Below are 23,409 nucleotides of genomic sequence, written 5' to 3' on the forward strand. Positions count from 1 at the left end.
GTTCGCTTTGTTTTCCAGTCCTTAAGCGCCGGCTGCCGCGACGCCGCTCAGCACCAACTCCCATATCGGCTCAAGCCGGTTGACGGTGTCTCCGCAGCGGCGCTGCACCTCGGCGCCCGCCAGCAGGTGCGCGATCAGGGCGGCCACGGTCACCGGTGGCGTCCCGAAACGGAGTTCGCCCTGTTCACCGGCGTTTTCGAGCAGTCCGCGGACGGCGGGGAGCCAGACCGCGGTCCAGCAGGCACCGGCCTCGGGGCGCTCGCGGGCGAGGAGAGCGGCCGAGCGCACGGCCACGTCCTCCTCCAGTAATCGCGCGAGCCCCAGCGTCAGCGCCCCCACGGAGCCCAGCGCGCACTCCCGGTTCGCCGCCACCTTCTCGACCAGTTCCCGCGTGACCTCGCAGCCCCGCTCCACGACCGCGTCCGCCAGCTCGCTCTTGCTGGCGAAATGAAAGGTCAGAGCCCCCATGGAGACCTGGGCGGACTTGCAGATGCCGGACAGGGTGGCGCCTGCGTAGCCCTTGCCGTCGATCTCCACGGCGGCCGCCCTGACGAGGGCCTCGCGCGTACGGACGGCCCTCTCCTGCATCACCATTGCGCTCTCCCCATCCCGTGGCGAGCTCCCCCGCGGCCCCTTGCCGGCTCCGGTCAGCACGATATCCACAGGCCAGGCCAAAATCAAAGCGAGCGTTCTGTATTTCTGGAGTCAGGGCCTCCGCCCAAAGCAAAGTTCCCCGCGCCCCAAAGGGGCGCGGGGAACTGCGCGAACAACCACAGCCGGCCTGCGGCCGAAGGACTACGTGGCCGTCCACCCACCATCCACCGGCACCGCGGCACCGGTGACAAAGGAAGACCGCTCACTGCACAACCAGGCGGCGGCCTGCGCCACTTCCACCGCGTCGGCCATCCGCTTCTGCACCGGCCGGGCGAGAAACGCCCCCTCCAACTCCGGCTCGCGGTCGAGCACTTGCTCCATCATCTCGGTCATCGTGTTGCCCACGACCAGGGCGTTCACCCGGATCCCCCGCGACCCGTACTCCGCGGCGGCCGCCTTCGTCAGACCGATGACCGCGTGCTTGGCGGCCACGTACGCGGCCGAGGCCCCGGTCGCCACCGTCCCGGCCACGCTGGAGGTGTTCACCACGGCCCCGGGCACACCCGAGGCGAGCATCGCGGGGAGCTGGTGGCGCATGCAGTTCCACACACCGCGCACGTTGACGTCCATGGTCCGCGCGTAGTCCGCGTCGTCGACCTCGTGCAGCAGCGCACCGGCCGTGGCGTAACCGGCGTTGTTGAAGGCGGCGTCCAGCCGGCCGAAGGTCTCGACCGCCGCGGCCACCGCACGCTCCGCGTCCTGCGGCACGGTCACGTCGCCGGCCACCGCCAGCGCCCGGCCGCCCGCGGCGCGGATGCCGTCCACGAGCTCCTGCAGCCGGTCCGCGCGGCGGGCGGTCACGACCACGGCCGCCCCCTCGGCGGCGAACAGCCGGGCCGCGGCCGCGCCGATCCCGCTGGACGCGCCCGTGATCAGGGCGACCCTCCCGTCGAGCATCCCCCGTGCATCATTCGTCATCGCGTTCACACCCGTCCCAGGGTCACGACGGAGGAGAAGACGCACGCGTCGTTCTGCAGGGCGGATATCAGGACCCGCCTGCGCCCGAACCGGTCCGCGGGCAGCGGGTCGGCGTGGATCCAGCAGGGCACGTCGAGTTCGGCGTAGGCGGTGAAGGCGACGTCCATGGCGACCGGGATGCTCTCCTCCGGGTATGCGGCCGCCTGTGCCGCCTGGCGCGCGGCCTCCAGCAGCAGCATGCCCGGGGCGTGGTCGACGAGGTGGTCGAAGAGCGCGGGGTGGGTGAGGTCCACGCGCAGCTGGGTGAGCTGCCGGGAGCCGGTGGGGGACAGGACGACGTCGGCGAACCGCTCGCGCCCCACCCGCCGCGGGGCCATCGGCGGCGCGAGCGGGACCGTACCGGCGACAGCCTCGGCGAGGTCCCCATAACGGCCGCGCAGGCGGCGGTAGATGGCGGGCGGGTGGTTGTGGAAGGAGGTCCGCGCCGTGCCCAGGCGCACGTCGCCGCGGTAGATCTCCACACTCATGTCGACCGAGACCAGCCGTCCGGCGCGCCGGACGACGTCGGTGCACGTGATGCGCAGCTCGACCTCGGCATCCGCCGCACCGGCCACCAGGGCCGCGGGGTCGACGGTGTACCGGAAGTCGCTCCACGACTGGCGGTGCCCGAAGGGCACGTCGAAGACCGCGTGACTGAGCAGCGGAACGGTCTGGCGCACGGACTCGGCCACGAGCAGCGGGTCGTGGAGACCGCGCCGCGGGCCGTAGAAGTCGTGGGCGGCCGGCCACCGCGCGGTGACGGAGAAGGTGTCGGGCCCGGTGGGCCGCCAGCCGGTGAGCAGCACCTCGGACTCGGACGTCTTGTGGACGAAGGCGCGGGGCACCGTGCTGGTAGCGCTGGACGACATGATGATTTCCCCCTAGCGGTGTACAGGCCCGGCGGGATGCCTGGCCGGAAGCCGCAGCCACAAACATAAAGAGTGCTCGCTTTTTTAGCTTCATGAACATCCCAAAGAATCCCCATGCCTCCACCAAAGGAGGCTTGATACATCCGACTTGGGACCGGTCCCGGGCAGGCTGGGCGGATCCGCCACCCCCTGGTAACGTAAAGGTCGTTCTCATTTTTTTTCAGGAGGCAAGATGGGCCGGCCCAAGCAGGAACGCGCTGTGCAGACTCGCGAGGCGATCCTCCGTGCGGCGGCCGAGGTGTTCGACGAGTACGGCTACGCCGGCGCGAGCATCAACCGGATCCTCGAGCGCGCGGGCGCCACGGCCGGCGCCATGTACTTCCACTTCAAGTCCAAGGAAGGCCTGGCCCGTGCGGTGATGAACGCACAGCCGGAGACCATCGTCCCGCTGCTGGAGTCCGAGGGGCTGCAGCGGATGGTGGACATCACCATGATCTGGTCCTTCCAGCTCCAGCGGGACCCTCTGCTGCGCGCGGGCGTGCGGCTGGCCACGGAGCAGACCGGGCTCCAGGACGCCACGTCCTATGTGGAGTGGGCGCAGATCATGACGGACTGCCTGACCGTCGCCTCCGAGAAGGGGGAGCTGCAGGCCGGGGTGGATCCGCGCGAGATGGCCGAGTTCGTCGTCGAGGCGTGCACGGGCATGCAGCTCTACTCGGCCGTGGTGAGCGGCCGGACGGACCTCCCGGAGCGGGCGGTGCGGATGTGGCGGCTGCTGCTGCCGGGGATCGCCGTTCCGGCGGTGGTGGCCCGCACCGAGGTGAGCACGGCGCGGGTGCCGGCGACGGTGAGCGGGTAGCGGGGCCGTTCGTCGGGTGCGGGCCGGCCGTGGCTGGTCGCGCAGTTCCCCGCGCCCCTTCGGGGCGCACCCGGAACACGGCGCTCCGCAGACCGGTTCCGGTCAACTCGCAGGCGGAACACGTGTTCCCTTGATCGTCCTTGCTCCGTGGTCAGGGGCGTCCGCCCATTCGCTGGTTACTTTGTCCAGCATGCGGACGGCGCGCCATCGGCCGATTCCGTCACCGACCGTCTTGTGATCGTCACATGCCAGCCGCACGATCGGTCCTCGTCCGGACGCAACCCCGTCCCGAGGAGGCACCATGAACGATCGGCTCAGTCTCGCGCCCGATGCCGCACGGCAGTTGGCGACGACCACCAAGACCACCCCGCAGATGCGCGGCATCACGCCCCGCTATCTGCTGCGCGCCCTCCCCTGGGTCGACGTCGACTCCGGCGTCTACCGGGTCAACCGGCGGCGCACGTTCATCCTCGGCGACGACAGGATCAGCACCTACCAGGAGGGCGACGCCCACCGCGTCGTCCCCGAGGACCTGCGTGAACTGCCCTACCTGCGCGAGGCCGAGGAGGGGTTACTCGCGGAGCTGGCCGGCGCGTTCACCCAGGTCGCCTTCGACGCCGGGCAGATGCTGGGCGACGAGGGCGGCGCCTCCGACCGGCTGTGGGTGATCGTCCTCGGCCGGGCCGAGAAGCGCGTCACCGGCCGGTACGGCGAGGACGCCCTGCTGGAGGTCGTCGGTGACGGCCAGTTCTTCGACCTCGACTCCTGGACGCGCTGCGCGCCGCTGCCGTACCGGGTCAAGGCGCTCACCTCCGGCGTGGCGCTCACCGTCGAGCGCGGCGTGCTGGACTCGCTGGCCGGCCGGGACGCGGCACTGCGCGCCGCCATCGACGCCCACCTCGCCGGCACCACGCCCGCCCCGGGCTCCGAGGTGCCGGTCGACCTCGCCGGGGGACACGTCGGCGAGGTCGAACTGCCGGGCACGTACGTCGAGTACGAGGACGCGCCGCGCGAGTACCACATGACCCTCGCCCAGACGGTGCTGCGCGTGCACACCCGCGTCTCCGACCTGTACAACGAGCCCCACGACCAGACCCGGGTGCAGGCCGGCCTCACCGTCCAGGCGCTGCGCGAGCGCCAGGAGTCGATGATCCTCAACCACCCCGAGTTCGGCCTCTTCAACAACGTCGCCCCGGGCCAGCGCGTGCAGACCCGCACCGGTTCGCCGACCCCCGACGACCTCGACGAGCTGCTGTCCCGGGTGTGGAAGCAGCCCGGCTACTTCCTCGCGCACCCGCGCGCCATCGCCGCGTTCGGCCGGGAGTGTACGCGGCGGGGTGTGCCCCCGGTGACCGACTCCAGGTTCGGCAGCCCCCTGCTGACCTGGCGCGGAGTGCCGCTGCTGCCCTCCGACAAGGTGCCGATGAGCTGTGGGACGTCGCAGATCCTGCTGATGCGCACCGGCGAGGCCGAGCAGGGCGTCGTCGGCCTGCGCCCGTCGGGCGTGCCCGACGAGGTCGAGCCCGGCCTGTCCATGCGCAACATGGGCACCGACCGCAAGGCGATCACCTCGTACCTGCTGACCGCGTACTTCAACGCCGCGGTGCTGGTCGAGGACGCGCTCGCCGTCCTCGAGAACGTCGAGGTGTCGAACTACCATGACTACTCCTGACGTTGCGAGCGCGACGGCCGTACAGACGGCCGGGCCGGCAGGCGCACCGACAGGCGTGACGGACGCACCGACGGCCACGACCGCCGCCGACCGGCCGGACGTCCGCACCGGGAGCACCCGCGCCGGCGGCTTCGACCCCGAACTCGCCCGGCGCGACGTCCCGATCCTGCACCGCACGGTCAACGGCCGGCCGCTGGTGTGGCTCGACAACGGCGCGACCACCCAGAAGCCCCGCCAGGTGATCGAGGCCCTCGCGGGCTACTACAGCACCACCAACTCCAACATCCACCGCGGTGCGCACACCCTGGCCCGCGAGGCCACGGAGGCGTACGAGGGCGGCCGGGCGGCGGTGGCGGGCTTCCTGGGGGCCGCCTCCCCCGACAGCATCGTCTTCACGCGCGGCACGACCGAGGCCGTCAACCTGGTCGCGCAGAGCTGGGGGCGGGACAACCTCGGTCCCGGGGACGAGATCCTCGTCTCCGTGCTGGAGCACCACTCGGACATCGTCCCCTGGCAGTTGATCGCCAAGGAGCGCAAGGCCCGGGTCGTGCCGATCCCGCTGCTGCCGGACGGGCGGATCGACCAGGCCGCCTTCGCGGACCTGCTGTCCTTCCGCACCCAGCTGGTGGCCGTCAGCCACGCGTCGAACGTGCTGGGCACGGTGCCGCCCGTCAAGGAGATGACCGCGCTCGCGCACCGCTACGGGGCCCGGGTGCTCGTCGACGGGGCCCAGGCGGTGGCCCACTTCCCCGTGGACGTCCAGGATCTGGACGCGGACTTCTACGTCTTCTCGGGCCACAAGCTCTACGGCCCCACGGGGATCGGGGCGCTGTACGCCAAGCCCGACGTCCTGGAGGGCATGCGGCCCTGGCAGGGCGGCGGCAACATGATCGATCACGTCGACTTCACGGGCAGCACGTTCGCGCCCGTCCCGCACCGTCTCGAAGCGGGCACGGGCGATCTGTCCGGCCCGGTCGGGCTGCGGGCCGCCATGGAGTGGCTGACGTCCTTCGACCATCGCGCCGTCGCCGCGTACGAAACGGCCCTGACGCAGTACGCGCAACAGGCGCTCGCCTCGGTGCCGGGCCTTCAGGTGCTGGGCTCGGCGCCCGAGCGGGTGGCGGTGCTGACGTTCACGATGGCCGGCCAGGACCCGGCGGCCATCGCGTCCTGGCTCGACCAGGACGGCATAGCGGTCCGGGCCGGGCACCACTGCGCACAGCCGGCGCTGCGGTTCTTCGGCCTGGAGAGTGCGGCGCGGGCCTCGCTGGCGCTGTACAACACCGCTGAGGAAGTCGACCAGTTGGTGGACTCGCTGATGCGACTGCAGGAACAGCACTGAGGCAGGGAGGCGGGGCGGTGCCTGCGGGCGCCGCCCCCGTCAGCGCAGTGCGCTCGCGAAGTGGAAGGCCGAGATGGACATGCCGCGCGCGTGGTAGAAGCGGTGCGCGCCGCGGTTCGTCACTCCCGAGTCCAGTTCCACGCGCTCGCAGCCGGCCCGCGCCGCACGGGACTCCAGCTCCTCCCACAGCCGCGCACCGATGCCCTCGGAGCGGCGCCCGGGATCGGTGACGAGATCGTCCACGAACAGCACCCGGCCCCGGCTCGTCGCCAGCACCCGGTACGTGGCCAGCCCCGCGCAGCGGCCGTCGTGCGCGTCGTACGCCGCGAGGAAGACCAGCCCCTGGGTGTGCGCCTCCGCCACGAACGCGGTGCACGCCTCCGGGGTCAGCGCCGGGCGCAGGGCGTGCAGCAGCGGCTGCACGTCGGCGGCCATGCGGGGGTCGCCGGGCACGACCGCCGTCATGGTCAACTGCACGGGCATCAGTGGACGTTCAGCGAGCCGGTACGGGTCCGCTTCAGCTCGAAGAAGTCCTGGTAGCCGGCCAGCAGGCGGACGCCGTCGAAGACCTTCAGCGCATCCTCGCCGCGCGGGATCGAGCTGAGGACGGGGCCGAAGAACGCGACGCCGTCGATGTGGATCGTCGGGGTGCCGACGTAGGCCTCGGCCACCGGGTCCTTGCCCGCGTCGTGGCTCGCGCGCAGGGCCTCGTCGTAGTCGGTGCCGTGTGCGGCGGCGGCCAGCTCGGCGGGCAGCCCGAGTTCGGCCAGGGACTCGCGGACGACGGCGTCGAAGTCGTCGTTCTTCTGCTGGTGGATGCGGGCGCCGAAGGCGGTGTAGAGGTCGCGCAGCCGCTCCTCGCCGTGCTGCTCGGCGACGGCCGCGGCCACACGGGCGGGGCCGATGGACTTGTCGACGAGCTCGCGGTACCACTCCGGCAGTTCGTTGCCGACGTTGTGCAGGAACAGGCTCATCGCGTGGAAGCGCACCTCGATGTCGCGCTGCGCCTCCACCTCCAGGATCCAGCGGGAGGCTATCCAGGCGAAGGGGCAGGCGGAGTCGAAGTAGAAGTCGACGGTGGTGGCGGTGGCGGTTCTCGTCATGCACCGAACCTAACCGGCCACTGGACCAGGAATGCGGGCCACTTGAGGAGCAGAACCCTGGGTCAATCGGGGCCGGCCGACTTGACAGACCGGCGGGCAAAACCCTGCCGGCTGCCGCACCCGGTGCCACGATGGGGCGGTGATCATGCGCGCCGCTTACACAGAAGAGCTCGGGCCGCCGGAGGTCATCCGCTACGGCGAACTGCCCGTTCCGCAGCCGGGACCCACCGATGTGGTGGTCGAGGTGACGGCGACCGCCGTCAACCACGTGGACACCTTCGTGCGTTCGGGTGCCTGGCGCACCCCGGTCGCGTTCCCGTTCGTCGTGGGACGTGACCTCGTCGGCACGGTGGCCGAGGCCGGCCCCGGGGCACCCGGGTTCCGCCCCGGGGACCGTGTGTGGTGCAACAGCATGGGCCACGACGGACGGCAGGGCGCCGCGGCCGAGAGCGTGGTCGTGCCGGCCGACCGTCTCTACCGCCTGCCGGACGGCGTGGACCCCGTCGAGGCGGCGGCCCTCGCCCACCCGGCCGCCACGGCGTACCTGGCCCTGTTCACCCACGGCCGGCTGCGGGCCGGCGAGACGGTCCTGATCGCCGGGGCGGCGGGCAACGTGGGCAGCGCGCTGGTGGTGATGGCGGCGCAGGCCGGGGCCCGGGTCGTTGCCACGGCCCGGGCCGACGATGCGGAGTACTGCCGCTCGCTGGGCGCGTCCGAGGTGATCGACTACCGGGACCCGCAGGCGTCGTACCCCGGCGGGATCGACGTGTACGTGGACACGTCGGCGCGGAACGACCTGCCGTCGGCCGTGGAGTTGCTGGCGAAACGGGGGCGGGTGGTGGTGATGGCCGGGCTGCGCACCCGGCCGGTGCTGCCGGTGGGGCCGCTGTATCTGAAGGACTGTTCCGTGATCGGCTTTGCGATCTCGCAGGCGACGACGAGTGAGTTGGCGGAGGCCGCAGCTGCCATCAACAGGTTGATGGCAGCTGGGCTTTTGCGGCCGCGGGCCGTGGAGGTGCTGCCGCTGAGCGCGGCGGCTGAGGCGCATCGGCGGATCGAAGCGGGCGAGGTGCGGGGGAAGTTGGTGCTGCGGGTGGGTGGGTAGGGGGTGCCCCGGTCCCTCCCCCAGCTACCGCTGGGAGGTGCCCCCACTTTCGCCGTTTCCTGGGGGCAAGCCCCCAGCCCCCTGTCGAAAGTGCGGGCCGTGCGTGGCTGGTCGCGCAGTTCCCCGCGCCCCTGACGGGGCACAGCCCAGACTTGACAACAATCCACCCGCACCTTTGACCCGCCCCGCAAACCCCCGGCATCGTAAATGCCATGAGCGAATCCATCATCGATTCCAGCCCCCTTTTCGAGGTCCGCGCGGAAACGCGCGTATCGGCCTCCCCCCTCGAAATCTATTCCGTCGTGAGCGACCTGCGCCGCAGTTCCGAATGGAGCCCCGAATGCCGGGGCGGCGAATGGATCGGGGAGCCGGCCGCCGTGGGCTCCGTGTTCCGGGGCGAGAACCTGCGCAGCGAGGACGTCGTCGCCTGGGCCCCGCTCGTGCGGGGCACCTGGTACACCGAGGCCCGCGTGGTGGCGGCCGAGCCGGGCCGGACGTTCCGGTGGGTGATGCTCACGCACGCCCGGGAGAACCAGGAAAGCCTCTGGGGATTCGACATCGAGCCCGCCGGCGACGGCGCCTCCGTCCTCACCCACCATTTCCGGATGGGCCACGCCACCGAGGGAATCCACAAGATAGTCGCCGGCCTGGACGAGGACGGCCGCCGCCGTTTCGTGCACGACTGGTCCGCGAAACTCGTCGACGACCTGGACATCACACTCGCCCGTATCAAGGCCGTCATCGAGAAGTCCGAAAAGAGCGGCCGGTGATTCTCCAGCGCATCGGCAACAAGGGAATCCGGCTCGGCACGCTCTTCGACCGCGCCGCGGCCCGGCACCCGGCGAGCCCGGTGGTCCTGGACCACACGCTCGACATCGCCCCGCAGCTCGGCACACGGCTCACGCTCACCGAAGTCGCCGCGCTGGTCGACGACTTCGCCTCCCGGCTGTGGGCCGCGAAGGTGCGGCCCGGGGAGCACGTGGTCGTCCACAAGACCGACGGCTTCGACATCTCCCTCCTCGCCTGCGCCGTGGCGCGCATCGGCGCCGTCCCGGTGCTGCTGTCGTCGAAGCTCGACGGCGGAACCGTCGCCGAGCTCGTCCGCCGCGTCGACCGGCCGCACCTGGTCACCGACGGGGCGAAGCTCGAACACGACCTCCCGGACACCGTGTTCGGCCTCGCCGAGCAGGTGCTCCTCACCTCCGGCAGCCACGCCGGCGCCACCACGCTGGCCTCGCTCGCCGGGTCCCCCCGTGTCGCGCCCGTCGCCATGTCGCCGGACCACCCCACCCTCGTCACGCACACCTCCGGCACCACGGGCACGCCCAAGCTCGCCGTGCACACGGGCCGTACGTTCCAGGCCCGTTACCGGCCGCAGGCCTCCGTCGTGGCCTTCGTCAGAAAGTGCGAACCGCTCGCCGTGCACGTGTCGTTCGTGCACTCGCGTATGTTCACGGCCATGCCCATCGCCGTCCTGCAGGGACACCCGCTCATCGTGCTCCGCGACGACGACCCGGCCGTCGTGGGCGAGATCTTCGCCCAGGCGCCGCCCGGGTTCATCGAGGCGCACCCCAACTCGTTCATGCGCTGGGAAGAGCTCGTGGACGACCCGCGGCAGCCGCTCGCGAACGTGAAGTACTTCAGCAGCACCTTCGACGCCATCCACCCGCGCACCGTGCACCGGCTGCTCGGCGCCTCGCGGCGCGAACACCCCCTGTTCGCCCAGGCGTACGGGCAGAGCGAGGTCGGCCCGATCGCCGCCCGCACGTACACCAAGGGCCGCGGCGCGGAGGCCGACGGGCGCTGCGTCGGCGTGCCGTTCCCCGGGATGACGGGCGTGCGCGTCGTCAGCCGCGACGGCAACCCGCCGTCCCGCACCAACCCGGGCAACATCGAGGTCCGCAGCGACGGCCGGATCATCACCTACCTCGGCGAGCACGAGCGCTGGGAGAAACAGACCGCCGACGGCGGCTGGTGGCGCATGGGCGACGTCGGCTACCGCACCAGGCGCGGCTGTCTGCACCTGCTCGACCGCGAGATCGACGTGATCCCCGGCATCGAGAGCACCCTGGCCGTCGAGGACACCCTCTTCGCCCGGCTCCCCGAGCTCGTCGAGGTCATCATCGTGCCGGGCGAGCACGGCGCGGCCGTCCCCGTCGTCTGCACCAAGGACGACAAACCCCTCGACCAGGTCGCCTGGCAGGCCGCCGTCCGCGGTCTCGCCCCCATGGCCGACCCGGTGCAGTGGCGCCTGGAGGACCTGCCGCACACCGCCACCACCAAGATCAAGCGCGTGGAGCTCACCAGGCTCCTCCAGGCCGGGAAGGGCAGCACCGTATGAACGCGAAGTCCGCTGTGAACGCGAACCTCGCCGACCGCATCGAGGTCTGCATCGTCGGCGTCGGGCCGCGCGGCCTGTCCGTCCTGGAGCGGCTGTGTGCCAACGAGCGCGCCACGCCCTCGCACCGCTCCGTGACCGTGCACGTCGTCGACCCCGCAGCGCCCGGCGCCGGCACGGTCTGGCGGCCCGAGCAGTCCCGCCAGCTCCTGATGAACACCGTGGCCTCGCAGATCACGGTCTTCACGGACGACAGCGCACAGATCGAGGGCCCGATCGAGCCCGGCCCGAGCCTCTACGAGTGGGCGAAGAGCGGGGCGGCGGAGGGACACGACGCCGAAACCGTCACCGAGGCCCGCCGCCTGGGCCCCGACACGTACCCCACGCGCGCTTTCTACGGCCGCTACCTGCACGACTGCTTCCAGCAGGTCGTGGACCGGGCGCCGCAGCACGTCGAGGTCGTCGTGCACCGCTCGCACGCGGTGGCCATGGCGGACACCGAGGGCGTCCCCGGCGGCCCGCAGGGCATCCGCCTGGAGGACGGCACCCGGCTGAACCGGCTGGACGCGATCGTCATGGCCCTGGGCCACGTCCCCGCGCACCTCTCGCCCCGCGAGGCCCACACCGCGAGCCTCGCGCGCATCCACCACCTCGGCTACATCACGCCCGCCAATCCGGCCGACGTCGACCTGACGACGATCCGCCCCGGCGAGCCCGTCCTGCTGCGCGGCCTGGGCCTCAACTTCTTCGACCACATGGCCCTGTTCACGGCCGGACGCGGCGGCACCTTCGACCGCGACGCCCGGGGACGCCTGACGTACCGGCCGTCGGGGCAGGAGCCGAAGCTGTACGCCTTCTCCCGGCGCGGCATCCCGTACCACGCACGCGGCGAGAACGAGAAGGGCGCGTACGGGCGTTACTTCCCGCGCCTCCTCACCCCCGAGCACATCGCGACGCTGCGCGACCGCGCCGCCGTCGGCATCCCCGTCCGCTTCGGCACCGACCTGTGGCCGCTCATCGCCCGCGAGGTCGAGAGCGTCTATTACGGCACCCTGCTGGAGTCGCAGGGCCGCGCCGACGAACGCGAGCCGTTCACCGTACGGTTCCTGGCTCTTGAGGAGGAGAACGAGCGCGAGGCGCTGCTGGGCGAATACCGCATCCCGGCAACGGACCGCTGGAGCTGGGAGCGGCTCTCCAAGCCGTACGGAGACCGGGAGTTCGGGAGCCGCGAGGAATTCCGCGCCTGGCTGCTGTCCTACCTCGCCGAGGACGTGCGCGCCGCCCGCGCCGGCAACGTCAGCGGCCCGCTCAAGGCCGCCCTGGACGTCATGCGCGACCTCCGCAACGAGATCCGCCTCGCCGTCGACCACGGCGGCCTGGAAGGCACCTCGCACCGCGACGACCTCGACGGCTGGTACACCCCGCTCAACGCCTTCCTCTCGATCGGCCCGCCGACCCGGCGCATCGAGGAGATGATCGCGCTGATCGAGGCCGGGGTGCTGGAGGTGACGGGCCCGGGCACGGTCGTCCGCATCGACACGGCGGAGGCGGCGGCGTTCACGGCGAGCTCGGACGTCGTGCCGGGCGAACCGATCCGCTCCAAGGTCCTGATCGAGGCCCGGCTGCCCGAGCCGGACCTGCGCCGCACCGCCGACCCGCTGCTGCGGCACCTGCTCAACACCGACCAGATCACGACCTTCCGCATCGACGCCGCCACCGGCAGCAGCTACGAGACCGGCGGCCTCGCGGTCACCGAACGCCCGTACCGCGTCATCGACGGACGGGGCCGCGCCCACCCGCGCCGCTTCGCCTACGGCGTCCCCACCGAGGCCGTGCACTGGGTCACCGCGGCGGGCATCCGCCCCGGCGTCGACTCGGTGACGCTCGGCGACTCCGACGCGATGGCCCGCGCGGTCCTGGCCCTGCCCCCGGTGGCCCATGTGCCGGCCGCGCTGCGCCCGGTGCGCCCGGAGTCGGAGCCGACGGGGGTGATCGTGTGAGCGAAGCCCAGGAGGACGCCGGACTTCTCTCCCCCGTCCGCGCGGGCACCCCCGCCGAGGCGGCCGTCTGCGACCGGGCATGGCTGCAGGCCATGCTCGACGCGGAGGCCGCCCTGGCCCGGGCCCAGGCCCGCCTGGGCACCCTGCCGACCGAGGCCGCGGCCGCCATCACGGCCGCGGCCCGGGCCGACCGCCTGGATCTGCGGGGGCTGGCACTGGCGGCGAGGGAGACGGCCAACCCGGTCGTGGGTCTGGTCCAGGCGCTCACGCGGATCGTCGCGGAGACGAGCCCGACGGCTGCGGAGTACGTGCACCGCGGGTCGACGAGCCAGGACATCCTGGACACGGGCGCGATGCTGGTGGCGCGGCGGACGCTGGCGCTGGTGCGGGCGGACCTGGCGCGAACGGCCGGGACGCTGGGGGAACTTGCGGCAGCGCACCGGGACACGCCGATGGCAGGCCGCACCCTGGCCCTGCACGCGGTCCCGACGACGTTCGGCCTGAAGGCGGCCGGCTGGCGGCAGTTGGTGCTGGACGCGGACGCACGCCTCGCGGAGGTGCAGGAACGGCTCCCGGTCTCGCTCGGCGGCGCGGCGGGCACGCTGGCGGGGTACGTGGAGTACGCGCGACTGGAGGGCGTCCTGGACGCCGCCGCCTACACGGACCGGCTGCGTGCGGCGTTCGCGGAGGAGACGGGGCTGGCGGCACCGGTCCTGCCCTGGCACGCGTTGCGCACACCACTGGCCGACCTGGGCTCGGCCCTGGCCTTCACGGCGGGGGCGCTGGGGAAGCTCGCCGTGGACGTACTGGCCCTGACCCGCACGGAGACGGGCGAGGTCACGGAGGCACCGGTCGCGGGACGGGGAAGCTCGTCGGCCATGCCGCAGAAACAGAACCCGGTCCTGGCGACGCTGGTCCGGAGCGCGGCGCTCCAAGTGCCGGTGATCGCGGTGGGGTTGGCGCAGAGTCTGGTCACCGAGGACGAACGCTCGGCGGGCGTCTGGCACGCGGAGTGGCAGCTGCTCCGGGAGTGCCTCCGCCTGACGGGCGGTGCGGCGGCCACTGCCGTGGAGCTGGCGGAAGGGCTGGTCGTCCACCCGGACCGCATGCGGGCGAACCTCGCGCTGACGGGCGCGCAGGTGGTGACGGAACGGATCGCGGCGGTACTGGCACCGAGGCTGGGCAAGGCGGAGGCGAAGCGGGTGCTGACGCGGGCGGCGGAGGAGTGCCGGAGCGGAGGACGGGCTCTGCAGGACGTGCTCGCGGAGCACTTCGCGGCGGACGAGCTGTCGGAACTGTGCGACCCGGCCGGGTACTTGGGGGTGGCGGGGGCGCTGACGGACCGGGCGCTGGGGTCGTAGGTGCGGTGTCCGCTGTCGGAGAGGCCCGGCTACCGGATCGGAGTCCCCTCCGGGGCGAACGAGTGGCGGTAGGTGAAGGCGTGCGGCGCGGAGCCGTGGTCGTGGAGGTGTTCCAGCCTGGAAACCCCGTCCTGCCAGGTGGGTATCACGTCGTCGGAGACCCACCAGAACACGTAATTCGGGTGTCCTGTCTTCTCGAACCAGTCGTAACGCCTGTTCAGCGCCTCACGGTGCAGACCGGTGTAGACGGCGTCGAAGGCGGAGCGCAGGTCGGTCCAGAGCGAGAGGGTCGCGGCCAGGGCGGTGGTTTCCACCGTACGGCCCTTGCCGTACCAGGCCGGTACGGCGAACTCTCCCCAGGCACCCCAGTCCGCCTCGAAGAGTGTGCCCCGGTCGACGTCTGCCGGTACAGCATGGGCGAGGTACCCCGGGTGCCGGCTGAACTCCCGGTAGACGGCCGCGCCGATGTCGTAGAACTCGTTCGTGAGAGGTGTGGGATCGGCGAGAGGCGACTTCAGGACGCCGAACGTGTACAGCGCAAGACGGGGCATACGTCTCTCCCTGGTAAGGAACTCCCGTGCGACCGTGGGCGGTCGCCGAGGACCAGGTGAAGGTAGCCGCCTCTGCGGGCCTTGTCGAAGTTGCGTTTTCCCTGGCCAAATGCCCTTCGGCGTCAGAAACCAACACCGGGCGGTGCTCGGAACGTTGGTTCCTGACACTGGAAAGGTGCTCTCACCGCCCGGCCCTGCGCAGCAGATACTCCCGCTCCGGAAGGCTCAACGTGAGCCTGGCCGCCTGCCGGTAGTGCTCGCGGGCCCGGTCGTGCTCGCCGGCCAGATCGAGCAGGTGTCCGCGCACCGCGTGCAGCCGGTAGTGGCCGGCGAGCCGTTTGTCGGCGTCGAGCGTGGCGAGCAGGGCCAGGCCCTCGGCCGGGCCGTGGACCATTGCGGTCGCGATCGCGCGGTTCAGGGTGACCATCGGGTTCGGCGCGGTCCGGTCCAGGAGCTTGTAGAGGATCAGCACCTCGGCCCAGTCCGTCTCCTCGGTCGACGGCGCCTCGTCGTGGATCGCAGCGATCGTGGCCTGCAACAGGTACGGCCCGGCAGGCCCGTTCGGCAGGGCGCCGGTGACGAGCCCGACCCCCTCCTCGATCCGTGCCCGGTCCCACCGGCTGCGGTCCTGCTCGGCGAGCGGCACCAGCCGCCCGTCCACGCTGCGCGCAGCCCGCCGGGCATCGGTGAGCAGCATCAGCGCCAACAGCCCGGCGGCTTCCCCCTCTTCCGGCAGCAGGCGGTGGACCTCGCGGGCGAGCCGGACGGCCTCCGCGGACAGTCCGGCCCGTTGCAGGTCGGGCCCGGAGGTGGCGGTGTAACCCTCGTTGAAGATCAGGTACAGCACCTGCAGCACCGCCGGCAGCCGCTCGGGGCCGTCCGGGAAACCGGCGCCCCTGATCGTCTGCTTCGCCCGGCTGATCCGCTGAGCCATCGTGGCCTCCGGCACCAGGAACGCGCGCGCGATCTGGGCCGTCGTGAGGTCGCCGACCGCCCGCAGCGTCAGCGCCACCTGCGACGGCGCCGACAACTTCGGGTGGCAGCACAGGAACAGCAGCCGCAGCGTGTCGTCGACGTGCCGGGACGGGTCGTCGTCCGGCGGCGGCTCCGCGCCGGCGGCCAGTTCGCGCTCCCGGCGGGCCGCCTCGCTGCGCCACTGGTCGGTCAGCCGCCGGCCGGCGACCGTGACCAGCCAGCCCGCGGGCCTGTCCGGCACCCCCTCCTCCGGCCACTGCACCGACGCCGCGAGCAACGCCTCCTGGACCGCGTCCTCGCAGGCCTCGAACTGGCCGTGCCTGCGCACGAGCGTCCCGAGGACCTGCGGCGCCAGGCTGCGCAGCAGGTCCTCGGTCCCCCTGCTCACAGATCGGCGCCGCACGAGTCCATCGCCGGGCGGATCTCGACGGACAGGCCCTTGATCCGGGTGTCCGGAATGAGCTTGGCGATCTCGATCGCCCGTTCCTTGCTCTCGCAGTCGACCAGGTAGAAGCCGCCCATGAACTCCTTGGCCTCGATGAACGGCCCGTCGGTGACGACCGGTGTGCCGCCCGTGCCGGTCACGACGGTCGAGTGCGCGGGGTGGGCGAGCGCCTGGGTGAGGATGAACTCCCCCGATTCCTGCGTGGTCTTCAGGAAGGCGGCGTGCCCGTCCATCACCAGCTTCCGCTCGTCCTCGGTGAGGGCCTCCAGGACATCCTGGTCGACCTGCATGATCATGAGGTACTTCATGTCTGCGCTCCTTGTGTCGATTCACCGGGAAGTCGGAGCCGTCCCGCGGATCTCGACATCGTTCCGGCAGCAAAAACCCTCAATTGCGGCGGCTGGAATTCAGGGTTTCCGCTGCCGGAAGGGTCACGGCCCTCACGACCGCAGCAGCTGCGGGCCCGTCAGCCGTTCCCCCACCGCTCCCCGCACCCGGCGCCAGTTCCCCCGCGCCGTCTCCGCGCTCTCCTCCTCCAGCAGCCGGCACACCGCCCCGTACCCGACCCCGAGCCTGCCCAACGCTCCCCACACCGCCCGGCCCGCCGCCTCGCGGCCGCTCAACGTGTCGCCCTCCAGGCCGAACGGGCACACCCCGGCCCCCTGGGGCAGCGCCACCGCCGTGCCCCAGGCCACAAAACGTTCCACGCAGTGCAGCCCGGACCACATCACCGTCTGCGGGCGGGCACCGGACGCGGCCAGGGACGCCCAGCGGTCCCCGCCCAGGCGTTCCTCGTACGCGTCGTACACCATCCGCGCCGCCGCACGGCCCGCCTCGCCGCGCAGGGCGCGTGCCTGCGGGGTGCCCAACCGGGCCAGCCGGCGGTTCACTTCGGTGTCGAAACGGCCCACGGGCAGCTCCGCCACGGAGGCGATGCCGGAGAGGGCGTGTCCCACGGAGCGGGCGCGCTCCAGGCCGGAGGCGTAGGCGTCGGCCACCTCCCCGTAGCGGCGCAGGGAGAAGATCTCCGTGACGTGGACGCCGATCCTGCGCGCGAGACATGCGCGGACGGCCTCCAGGGCGGCGGGCGAGGTGGCCGGGATCTTCACCAGTACGTTGGGCCTGTTGACCGCGCGGACCAGGGTCTCCGCGTCGGCCGGCCGGGGGTCCGGGCCGGCGTCCACCGAGACGTGGCCCTCCCGGCCCCGGGTGGCCTCGAACACCGGCAGGAGGTCGTCGCAGGCCCGGCGCGCGTCGCACGCGATCAGGGCCCGTAACGCCGCCTCGCGGGGCACGTCGCGGTGGGAGAGGAAGCGGAGTTGCTCCGCATAGCCTCCATTGCCTTCATTGCCGTGATCCGCATCGTCCAGTGCCGTCACGTCCAGCCGCACCCCGCGCACCCCCCGGTGCCGGACCAGGTCCGCCAGCCCGCCCGACGCGAGGAACCGTCTGCCGGCGCCGTCGAGCCACGGCGACACCCCTTCCGCCGTCAGTCGGTCCAGATCTCCGCCGGCGGCGGTCGACTCCCGTTCTGTCATGGATTGGTCCGGCTCCTGTGAGCTGTTGGGTTGTGGGCTGGTGTCCGACGGCTGAAGGCTGGGGGGGCGGGAATCAGGATAAAGAACGTCCAGGATTCGAACCAGAGGTTCCCGGACGGTCGTACACGGTCCATCACCATCCGGACGCGGACTTGATGGATCTCCCGCCTTTTGACGGAGTCCGGCGAACTCCCCCGGCCCACCTGGCAGTTTCCGCGGCGTCCTTGCAGCATCGGGATCAGATCGATCAGATCCGTTCATCCCCGTCCGTCACCCGCCGAGGGGCATCACCTTCATGATCAAGCTTGCCGTCATCCACTCCTCCTCGACCGGAAATGTGCACCGGCTCGCCGAGGCCGCGGCGGAATCCGCGGAAAAGGCCGGCGCCGAGGTCCGGCTCCGCAAGGTCTCCGACCTCGCGGAGACGATCGTGCCGGGCAACGACGCCTGGAATGCCGCATGGACCGAGCACGTGGCGGCCACCCGTGACATTCCGGAGGCCACGCTCGACGACCTCGACTGGGCCGACGCGGTGCTGTGGGGAACGCCCGGCCGCTACGGACTTCCCTCGGGCCCGCTGAAGCAGTTCATCGACACCACGCTGCCGCTGCACAGCCGCCGCGGCCTGGTGAACAAGGTGATGTCGTCCTTCACCTCCACCGCCACTCTGCACGGCGGCCAGGAAAGCACGATTCTCGCGCTGAACAATGCGTTCTACCACTGGGGCGCCATTGTCGTGCCGCCGGGCGTGGCCGACGCGATCCAGCTGGCGCCCACGAATGGCAACCCCTATGGCGTCAGCAGCGTTTCGCGCAACGAGCCGGGCAATGTCGACGAGGACAATCTCGCCGCCATCGCCTACCAGTCGCGCCGGGTCGTCGAGATCACGACCGCGCTCCGCCGGGGCTTCGAGGCCGCGGCCGTCTGACGGCCGCATCCTTTCCGGCCTCCCTCACCGGCTTCATCGGCCCTGGAGACTTCCCGTGAACAATGCACTGCTCGACGCCAGACTGAGACCCGCCCTGCAGCAGCCCGACTGGGGCGACGCCGCACCGCAGGTCCGGCAGGTGCGCGAGGAACTGGCCGCCCTCCCCGCGCTGGTGCGGCCCTCCGACATCCGCACCCTGCGTGCCCACCTGGCCCGGGTGGCCGGTGGCGAGGCGCAGGTCGTGCAGGCCGGCGACTGTGCGGAGGACCCGGCGGAGTGCACGGCCGGGTACGTCGCCCGCAAGGCCGGGCTGCTGGACGTCCTGGCCGGCGTCCTGAGGATGACCACGCACCGGCCGGTGGTCCGCGTGGGGCGCATCGCCGGCCAGTTCGCCAAGCCGCGGTCCAGCCCGGTCGAGCAGGTGCGTGGCGCCGAACTGCCCGTCTATCGCGGCCATTTGGTCAACGACCCCGAGCCGCACCCCGAGCGGCGCCGTCCGGATCCGCAGCGGCTGCTGACCTGCTACCTGGCCGCGCAGGAGGCCATGACCCACCTGGGCTGGCACGCCCCCGCCCACCGCTCGGGCATCTGCCCGCCGGTGTGGACCAGCCACGAGGCGCTGCTGCTGGACTACGAACTGCCGCTCGTCCGGCGGGACGAGGAGGGGCGGGCCTGGCTGACGTCCACGCACTGGCCGTGGATCGGCGAGCGGACCCGGCGCACCGACGGCGCGCACGTGGCCCTGCTGGCCGAGGTCGCCAACCCCGTGGCCTGCAAGGTCGGTCCGGGCATGGGCACGGACGAGCTGCTGGAGCTGTGCGCGCTGCTCGACCCGGACCGGGAGCCGGGCCGGCTGACCCTCATCGCCCGCATGGGGGCCGATGTCGTGGCCGACCGGCTGCCGCCGCTGGCGGCGGCGGTGCGGGACGCCGGGCACCCGGTCGTCTGGCTCACCGACCCGATGCACGGCAACACCGTGACCGGTCCGGACGGGCTCAAGACCCGGCTCGTGGACACGGTCGTCCGCGAAGTCCGCGACTTCCAGCACGCGGTGCGCACGGCGGGCGGTGTCGCGGGCGGTCTGCATCTGGAGACCACGCCGGACGACGTGACCGAGTGCGCGACGGACGCCTCGGCGGTCGGGCGCGTGGGCGACAAGTACACCAGCTTCTGCGATCCGCGGCTCAACCCGCGGCAGGCCGTCGCGGTGGTCTCCGCGTGGCAGGGCTGACGGGAGGAGTGACCGTGGAGAGGACGAGAGTGGAGAAGACGGGAACCGCCCTCGTGACTGGTGCGGCGAGCGGCATCGGGGCCGCCGTGGCACTGGCGCTGGGCCGGGCCGGGGACGGCGTGGCGATCGCGGCCGTCGACCGCGACGCGGAGGCCCTGCGGGGCACCGTGGCCGCGCTGGACGCCGCCGGGGTGCGGGCCGAGGGGTTCGTGTGCGACGTCACCGACGCGGCGCGCGTCGCGGCGGTCGTCGACGAGGCCGAGAACCGGCTGGGCCCGGTGGAGAGCCTGGTCAACGCGGCCGGCGTGCTGCGGACGGGCGCGGTCGCGGACTTCGGCGAGGAGGACTGGGACGCCCTGTTCTCGGTCAACGTCAAGGGCGTGTTCCACATGTCCCGGGCCGTGGTGCGGCACATGACCGCGCGGCGGCGCGGGGCGATCGTGACGGTGGCGTCGAACGCGGCCGGCACGCCGCGCCAGGGGATGGCCGCATATGCGGCCTCGAAGGCGGCGGCCGCGATGTTCACCAAGTCGCTGGGGCTGGAGGTGGCGCAGTACGGGATCCGGTGCAACGTGGTGGCACCGGGGTCGACGGATACGCCGATGCTGAGCTCGATGTGGACGGAGCGGGTGACCGTGCGGAGCACGGTCGAGGGCAACCTGGAGACGTTCAAACTCGGCATACCGCTCGGCAAGTTGGCCCAGCCGGAAGATGTTGCCCAGGCCGTGGTCTTTCTGCTCTCCGAGCAGGCGGGGCACATCACGCTGCATGAGTTGACCGTGGACGGCGGGGCGACGTTGGGGCGTTGAGCATTCGACTGCGGGTCGGCTGTGGCTGGTCGCGCAGTTCCCCGCGCCCCTTCGGGGCGCACCCCGAACCTCATCGTCGACGTCAAGGAACCCTCATGCCCGGCATCCCCCCGATCGCCTCCTACCCCATGCCCGCCTCCGACCAGTTGCCCCGCAACACGGCCCAGTGGGCCCCCGATCCCTCCCGTGCCGTTCTGCTGCTGCACGACATGCAGCGGTACTTCCTCCGCCCCCTCCCGGAGGGAATCGGCGGCGAGCTGGTCCGTAATGCCACCCGCCTCCGCCGCGCCGCGCAGGCGCTCGGGATGCCCGTCGCCTACACCGCGCAGCCCGGCGGCATGACGGACGAACAGCGCGGGCTGCTCAAGGACTTCTGGGGCCCCGGCATGCGCGTCGACCCCGCTGACCGGCAGGTCGTCGAGCCGCTGGCGCCCGCCCCGGGCGACTGGGTGTTCACCAAGTGGCGCTACAGCGCCTTCTTCAAGTCCGAGCTGCTCGACCGCATGCGCGCCGCCGGCCGCGACCAGCTGATCATCGCCGGTGTCTATGCGCACGTCGGCGTCCTGATGACCGCCGTCGAGGCCTACACCAACGACATCCAGGCCTTCGTCGCCGCCGACGCCGTCGCCGACTTCTCCGAGGAGTACCACCGCATGGCCCTCACGTACGCCGCCGAGCGGTGCGCGGTCGTGGCCACCACCGAAACACTGGTGGCAGCCGCATGAACGACGGCCTGCTCGACCGCATTCTCGGCCCCCGGCCGCCCGCCGCCTTCGCCCTCCTCCACCGGCCCGAGACCGCCGGACCGGGCACGCTCGACGTGCTCGCCGGTCGCGTCACCGCCCCGGAGACCCTCGCGGACCTTCCGGTGGACGACAGCGACGACGTCCTCGTCCTCGTCCCCTACCGCCAGATCGCCGAGCGCGGGTTCACCGGCGCCGACGACGGCTCCCCGCTGCTCGCCATGTCGGTCACGGAGAAGTCCGTGCTGCCCGTCGCCGAGGTGCTCGCCCGGATACCCGACGTCCCGATCGCCCTCACCGGCAAGCACTTCGACGTCGACGACGACGCGTACGCGGAGACCGTCCGGCGGGTGATCGCCGAGGAGATCGGCGAGGGGGAGGGCGCCAACTTCGTCATCAAGCGGTCCTTCACCGCCGACATCACGGGCTACGGCACCGCGCACGCGCTGACCTTCTTCCGGCGGCTCATGGAGCGCGAGTCCGGCGCGTACTGGACGTTCCTCGTGCACACCGGCGAGCGCACGTTCGTCGGGGCCACGCCCGAGCGGCACATCAGCGTGCACGGTGGGCGGGCCGTGATGAACCCGATCAGCGGCACCTACCGCTACCCGGCCGCCGGGCCCAGCCTGCCCGAGGTCATGGACTTCCTCGCCGACCGCAAGGAGGCCGACGAGCTCTACATGGTCGTCGACGAAGAGCTCAAGATGATGGCCCGCATCTGCGACACGGGCGGGCGCGTCACCGGCCCGTACCTCAAGGAGATGGCGCGGCTGGCGCACACCGAGTACTTCATCGAGGGCACCACCGACCGGGACGTCCGGGAGATCCTGCGCGAGACGATGTTCGCGCCCACGGTCACCGGCAGCCCGCTGGAGAGCGCCTGCCGCGTCATCGGCCGGCACGAGCCGCAGGGCCGCGGCTACTACAGCGGCGTGGCCGCCCTCATCGGCCGCGACGAGCGCGGCGCGCGCACCCTGGACTCCGCGATCCTCATCCGCACCGCCGACATCGACCGCGCCGGGCGGCTGCGCATCGGCGTCGGGGCCACGCTCGTCCGGCACTCGGACCCGGCGTCCGAGGTCGCCGAGACCCGGGCCAAGGCGGCGGGGCTGCTCGCGGCCTTGGAGGCCGGCCCGTCCGCCCGCTTCGGCGCGCACCCCAGCGTCCGGGAGGCGCTCGCCCGCCGCAACGACACCATCGCCGGCTTCTGGCTGGCCTCGGGCTCCGGGCGGCAGCACACGCACCCGGCGCTGGAGGGGCGGCGGGTGCTGGTCGTCGACGCCGAGGACACCTTCACCTCGATGATCGACCACCAGCTGCGGGCCATGGGGCTCGACGTGACCGTGCGCCGCTTCGACGAGCCGTACGCCTTCGAGGGGTACGACCTGGTCGTCATGGGCCCCGGGCCCGGCGACCCGCGCGAGACGTCCCACCCGAAGATCGCGCACCTGCGCGGGGCGATACGGACGCTGCTCGCGGACCGGCGGCCGTTCCTGGCCGTCTGCCTGAGTCACCAAGTGCTGTCCCTGGAACTGGGGTTCAGGCTGCACCGGCGGACCGTGCCCAATCAGGGCGTCCAGCGCAGCATCGACCTGTTCGGCCGCACCGAGCGCGTCGGCTTCTACAACACCTTCGCCGCGCGTTGCGGGGAGGCTGTGGCCGAGTGCGCGGGGGTCGGTGCCGTCGAGGTGAGCCGCGACCCCGACACCGGGGAGGTGCACGCCCTGCGGGGGCCGCACTTCGCGTCGATGCAGTTCCACGCGGAGTCCGTTCTCACTCAGGAGGGGCCGCGGATCACGGGCGCCCTTCTCGCGGGGCTCGCCGAGGGTGTGCCCGTCGCTTGACGACTGCGGACCGGCTGTGGCTGGTCGCGCAGTTCCCCGCGCCCCTGACGGGGCGCGGTTCGTGCCCCGAAGGGGCGCGGGGAAC

Annotated in this window: 22 protein-coding genes; 13 read left to right on the forward strand and 9 right to left on the reverse strand. The window is 72.0% G+C overall.

Annotation, left to right across the window (positions count from 1 at the left end):
* Window positions 1-21 precede the first annotated feature (21 nt).
* The 3 genes from ACWD4B_RS25585 to ACWD4B_RS25595 all read right to left on the reverse strand — a co-directional run bounded on the left by ACWD4B_RS25585 (window position 22) and on the right by ACWD4B_RS25595 (window position 2,480).
* Window positions 22-594, reverse strand: coding sequence for a TetR family transcriptional regulator (locus tag ACWD4B_RS25585; protein WP_451422942.1), 573 nt, complete (start codon window positions 592-594; stop codon window positions 22-24).
* Between the two features lie 201 nt (window positions 595-795).
* Entirely contained in the window at window positions 796-1,572 is a 777-nt protein-coding gene (locus ACWD4B_RS25590; protein ID WP_451422943.1) for an SDR family NAD(P)-dependent oxidoreductase, read from the reverse strand.
* Window positions 1,573-1,577: 5 nt separating this feature from the next.
* Window positions 1,578-2,480: a ScbA/BarX family gamma-butyrolactone biosynthesis protein gene (locus tag ACWD4B_RS25595; protein ID WP_451422944.1), complete on the reverse strand. Its 903-nt coding sequence runs from the start codon at window positions 2,478-2,480 to the stop codon at window positions 1,578-1,580.
* 232 nt (window positions 2,481-2,712) lie between these two features.
* Here ACWD4B_RS25595 and ACWD4B_RS25600 point away from each other — a divergent pair, with 232 nt between their 5' ends.
* From ACWD4B_RS25600 to ACWD4B_RS25610, 3 genes are all read left to right on the forward strand, one after another.
* Window positions 2,713-3,339: a ScbR family autoregulator-binding transcription factor gene (locus ACWD4B_RS25600; protein WP_451422945.1), complete on the forward strand. Its 627-nt coding sequence runs from the start codon at window positions 2,713-2,715 to the stop codon at window positions 3,337-3,339.
* A 301-nt stretch (window positions 3,340-3,640) separates the two neighbouring features.
* Window positions 3,641-5,011, forward strand: a complete 1,371-nt coding sequence (locus ACWD4B_RS25605; protein ID WP_451422946.1) for a family 2B encapsulin nanocompartment shell protein — start codon at window positions 3,641-3,643, stop codon at window positions 5,009-5,011.
* Window positions 4,998-6,353, forward strand: a complete 1,356-nt coding sequence (locus ACWD4B_RS25610; RefSeq protein WP_451422947.1) for a SufS family cysteine desulfurase — start codon at window positions 4,998-5,000, stop codon at window positions 6,351-6,353. The genes ACWD4B_RS25605 and ACWD4B_RS25610 overlap by 14 nt, the downstream gene beginning before the upstream one ends.
* 39 nt (window positions 6,354-6,392) lie before the next feature.
* Here ACWD4B_RS25610 and ACWD4B_RS25615 read toward each other — a convergent pair whose 3' ends face one another.
* Together ACWD4B_RS25615 and ACWD4B_RS25620 are read right to left on the reverse strand one after the other, a co-directional pair.
* Window positions 6,393-6,836, reverse strand: coding sequence for a GNAT family N-acetyltransferase (locus ACWD4B_RS25615; protein ID WP_451422948.1), 444 nt, complete (start codon window positions 6,834-6,836; stop codon window positions 6,393-6,395).
* Window positions 6,836-7,456, reverse strand: a complete 621-nt coding sequence (locus ACWD4B_RS25620; protein ID WP_451422949.1) for a mycothiol-dependent nitroreductase Rv2466c family protein — start codon at window positions 7,454-7,456, stop codon at window positions 6,836-6,838. Before ACWD4B_RS25620 ends, ACWD4B_RS25615 begins: the two co-directional genes overlap by 1 nt.
* A 145-nt stretch (window positions 7,457-7,601) precedes the next feature.
* On the opposite strand from ACWD4B_RS25620, the gene ACWD4B_RS25625 reads away from it, so the two are divergent.
* The 5 genes from ACWD4B_RS25625 (at window position 7,602) to pcaB (ending at window position 14,260) form a co-directional block, all read left to right on the forward strand.
* A complete protein-coding gene (locus tag ACWD4B_RS25625; RefSeq protein ID WP_451422950.1) occupies window positions 7,602-8,561 on the forward strand; it encodes an NADPH:quinone reductase in 960 nt (319 codons plus the stop codon).
* Between the two features lie 212 nt (window positions 8,562-8,773).
* On the forward strand, window positions 8,774-9,331 hold the full coding sequence (locus ACWD4B_RS25630) for an SRPBCC family protein (RefSeq protein ID WP_451422951.1): 558 nt from the start codon (window positions 8,774-8,776) through the stop codon (window positions 9,329-9,331).
* A complete protein-coding gene (locus ACWD4B_RS25635; protein ID WP_451422952.1) occupies window positions 9,328-10,902 on the forward strand; it encodes a class I adenylate-forming enzyme family protein in 1,575 nt (524 codons plus the stop codon). Before ACWD4B_RS25630 ends, ACWD4B_RS25635 begins: the two co-directional genes overlap by 4 nt.
* Window positions 10,899-12,899: an FAD/NAD(P)-binding protein gene (locus tag ACWD4B_RS25640; protein WP_451422953.1), complete on the forward strand. Its 2,001-nt coding sequence runs from the start codon at window positions 10,899-10,901 to the stop codon at window positions 12,897-12,899. The genes ACWD4B_RS25635 and ACWD4B_RS25640 overlap by 4 nt, the downstream gene beginning before the upstream one ends.
* Window positions 12,896-14,260, forward strand: a complete 1,365-nt coding sequence (gene pcaB / locus ACWD4B_RS25645; RefSeq protein WP_451422954.1) for a 3-carboxy-cis,cis-muconate cycloisomerase — start codon at window positions 12,896-12,898, stop codon at window positions 14,258-14,260. Before ACWD4B_RS25640 ends, pcaB begins: the two co-directional genes overlap by 4 nt.
* 29 nt (window positions 14,261-14,289) lie before the next feature.
* Here the strand turns inward: pcaB and ACWD4B_RS25650 are convergent, their stop codons facing one another.
* From ACWD4B_RS25650 to ACWD4B_RS25665, 4 genes are all read right to left on the reverse strand, one after another.
* Window positions 14,290-14,811, reverse strand: a complete 522-nt coding sequence (locus ACWD4B_RS25650; protein ID WP_451422955.1) for a DUF3291 domain-containing protein — start codon at window positions 14,809-14,811, stop codon at window positions 14,290-14,292.
* 181 nt (window positions 14,812-14,992) lie between these two features.
* The gene (locus tag ACWD4B_RS25655; RefSeq protein ID WP_451422956.1) at window positions 14,993-16,174 is read right to left on the reverse strand and encodes an RNA polymerase sigma factor; all 1,182 of its coding nucleotides are present in this window, start codon (window positions 16,172-16,174) and stop codon (window positions 14,993-14,995) included.
* Window positions 16,171-16,539, reverse strand: coding sequence for a YciI family protein (locus ACWD4B_RS25660; RefSeq protein WP_451422957.1), 369 nt, complete (start codon window positions 16,537-16,539; stop codon window positions 16,171-16,173). The genes ACWD4B_RS25655 and ACWD4B_RS25660 overlap by 4 nt, the downstream gene beginning before the upstream one ends.
* Window positions 16,540-16,671: 132 nt before the next feature.
* Window positions 16,672-17,769, reverse strand: a complete 1,098-nt coding sequence (locus ACWD4B_RS25665; protein WP_451422958.1) for a transaldolase family protein — start codon at window positions 17,767-17,769, stop codon at window positions 16,672-16,674.
* 295 nt (window positions 17,770-18,064) lie between these two features.
* Between ACWD4B_RS25665 and ACWD4B_RS25670 the strand changes: the two genes are divergently transcribed.
* From ACWD4B_RS25670 to ACWD4B_RS25690, 5 genes are all read left to right on the forward strand, one after another.
* Complete coding sequence (locus tag ACWD4B_RS25670; RefSeq protein WP_451422959.1) at window positions 18,065-18,697, forward strand: flavodoxin family protein; 633 nt, start codon at window positions 18,065-18,067, stop codon at window positions 18,695-18,697.
* A gap of 55 nt (window positions 18,698-18,752) precedes the next feature.
* On the forward strand, window positions 18,753-19,928 hold the full coding sequence (locus ACWD4B_RS25675) for a 3-deoxy-7-phosphoheptulonate synthase (RefSeq protein ID WP_451422960.1): 1,176 nt from the start codon (window positions 18,753-18,755) through the stop codon (window positions 19,926-19,928).
* A 14-nt stretch (window positions 19,929-19,942) separates the two neighbouring features.
* Entirely contained in the window at window positions 19,943-20,737 is a 795-nt protein-coding gene (locus ACWD4B_RS25680; RefSeq protein WP_451422961.1) for a 2,3-dihydro-2,3-dihydroxybenzoate dehydrogenase, read from the forward strand.
* A 95-nt stretch (window positions 20,738-20,832) separates the two neighbouring features.
* Window positions 20,833-21,462, forward strand: a complete 630-nt coding sequence (locus tag ACWD4B_RS25685) for an isochorismatase family protein (protein ID WP_451422962.1) — start codon at window positions 20,833-20,835, stop codon at window positions 21,460-21,462.
* Window positions 21,459-23,324: an anthranilate synthase family protein gene (locus ACWD4B_RS25690; protein ID WP_451422963.1), complete on the forward strand. Its 1,866-nt coding sequence runs from the start codon at window positions 21,459-21,461 to the stop codon at window positions 23,322-23,324. Before ACWD4B_RS25685 ends, ACWD4B_RS25690 begins: the two co-directional genes overlap by 4 nt.
* Window positions 23,325-23,409 lie beyond the last annotated feature (85 nt).

Source organism: Streptomyces sp. NPDC002536 (assembly GCF_053594995.1).

What these genes read in the sequence shown, in the direction of transcription:
- ACWD4B_RS25585 (WP_451422942.1), bottom strand. Translation starts at nt 594, where the DNA reads ATGGTGATGCAGGAGAGGGCCGTCCGTACGCGCGAGGCCCTCGTCAGG.
- ACWD4B_RS25590 (WP_451422943.1), bottom strand. Translation starts at nt 1,572, where the DNA reads ATGACGAATGATGCACGGGGGATGCTCGACGGGAGGGTCGCCCTGATC.
- ACWD4B_RS25595 (WP_451422944.1), bottom strand. Translation starts at nt 2,480, where the DNA reads ATGTCGTCCAGCGCTACCAGCACGGTGCCCCGCGCCTTCGTCCACAAG.
- ACWD4B_RS25600 (WP_451422945.1), top strand. Translation starts at nt 2,713, where the DNA reads ATGGGCCGGCCCAAGCAGGAACGCGCTGTGCAGACTCGCGAGGCGATC.
- ACWD4B_RS25605 (WP_451422946.1), top strand. Translation starts at nt 3,641, where the DNA reads ATGAACGATCGGCTCAGTCTCGCGCCCGATGCCGCACGGCAGTTGGCG.
- ACWD4B_RS25610 (WP_451422947.1), top strand. Translation starts at nt 4,998, where the DNA reads ATGACTACTCCTGACGTTGCGAGCGCGACGGCCGTACAGACGGCCGGG.
- ACWD4B_RS25615 (WP_451422948.1), bottom strand. Translation starts at nt 6,836, where the DNA reads ATGCCCGTGCAGTTGACCATGACGGCGGTCGTGCCCGGCGACCCCCGC.
- ACWD4B_RS25620 (WP_451422949.1), bottom strand. Translation starts at nt 7,456, where the DNA reads ATGACGAGAACCGCCACCGCCACCACCGTCGACTTCTACTTCGACTCC.
- ACWD4B_RS25625 (WP_451422950.1), top strand. Translation starts at nt 7,602, where the DNA reads ATGCGCGCCGCTTACACAGAAGAGCTCGGGCCGCCGGAGGTCATCCGC.
- ACWD4B_RS25630 (WP_451422951.1), top strand. Translation starts at nt 8,774, where the DNA reads ATGAGCGAATCCATCATCGATTCCAGCCCCCTTTTCGAGGTCCGCGCG.
- ACWD4B_RS25640 (WP_451422953.1), top strand. Translation starts at nt 10,899, where the DNA reads ATGAACGCGAAGTCCGCTGTGAACGCGAACCTCGCCGACCGCATCGAG.
- ACWD4B_RS25650 (WP_451422955.1), bottom strand. Translation starts at nt 14,811, where the DNA reads ATGCCCCGTCTTGCGCTGTACACGTTCGGCGTCCTGAAGTCGCCTCTC.
- ACWD4B_RS25660 (WP_451422957.1), bottom strand. Translation starts at nt 16,539, where the DNA reads ATGAAGTACCTCATGATCATGCAGGTCGACCAGGATGTCCTGGAGGCC.
- ACWD4B_RS25665 (WP_451422958.1), bottom strand. Translation starts at nt 17,769, where the DNA reads ATGACAGAACGGGAGTCGACCGCCGCCGGCGGAGATCTGGACCGACTG.
- ACWD4B_RS25670 (WP_451422959.1), top strand. Translation starts at nt 18,065, where the DNA reads ATGATCAAGCTTGCCGTCATCCACTCCTCCTCGACCGGAAATGTGCAC.
- ACWD4B_RS25685 (WP_451422962.1), top strand. Translation starts at nt 20,833, where the DNA reads ATGCCCGGCATCCCCCCGATCGCCTCCTACCCCATGCCCGCCTCCGAC.
- ACWD4B_RS25690 (WP_451422963.1), top strand. Translation starts at nt 21,459, where the DNA reads ATGAACGACGGCCTGCTCGACCGCATTCTCGGCCCCCGGCCGCCCGCC.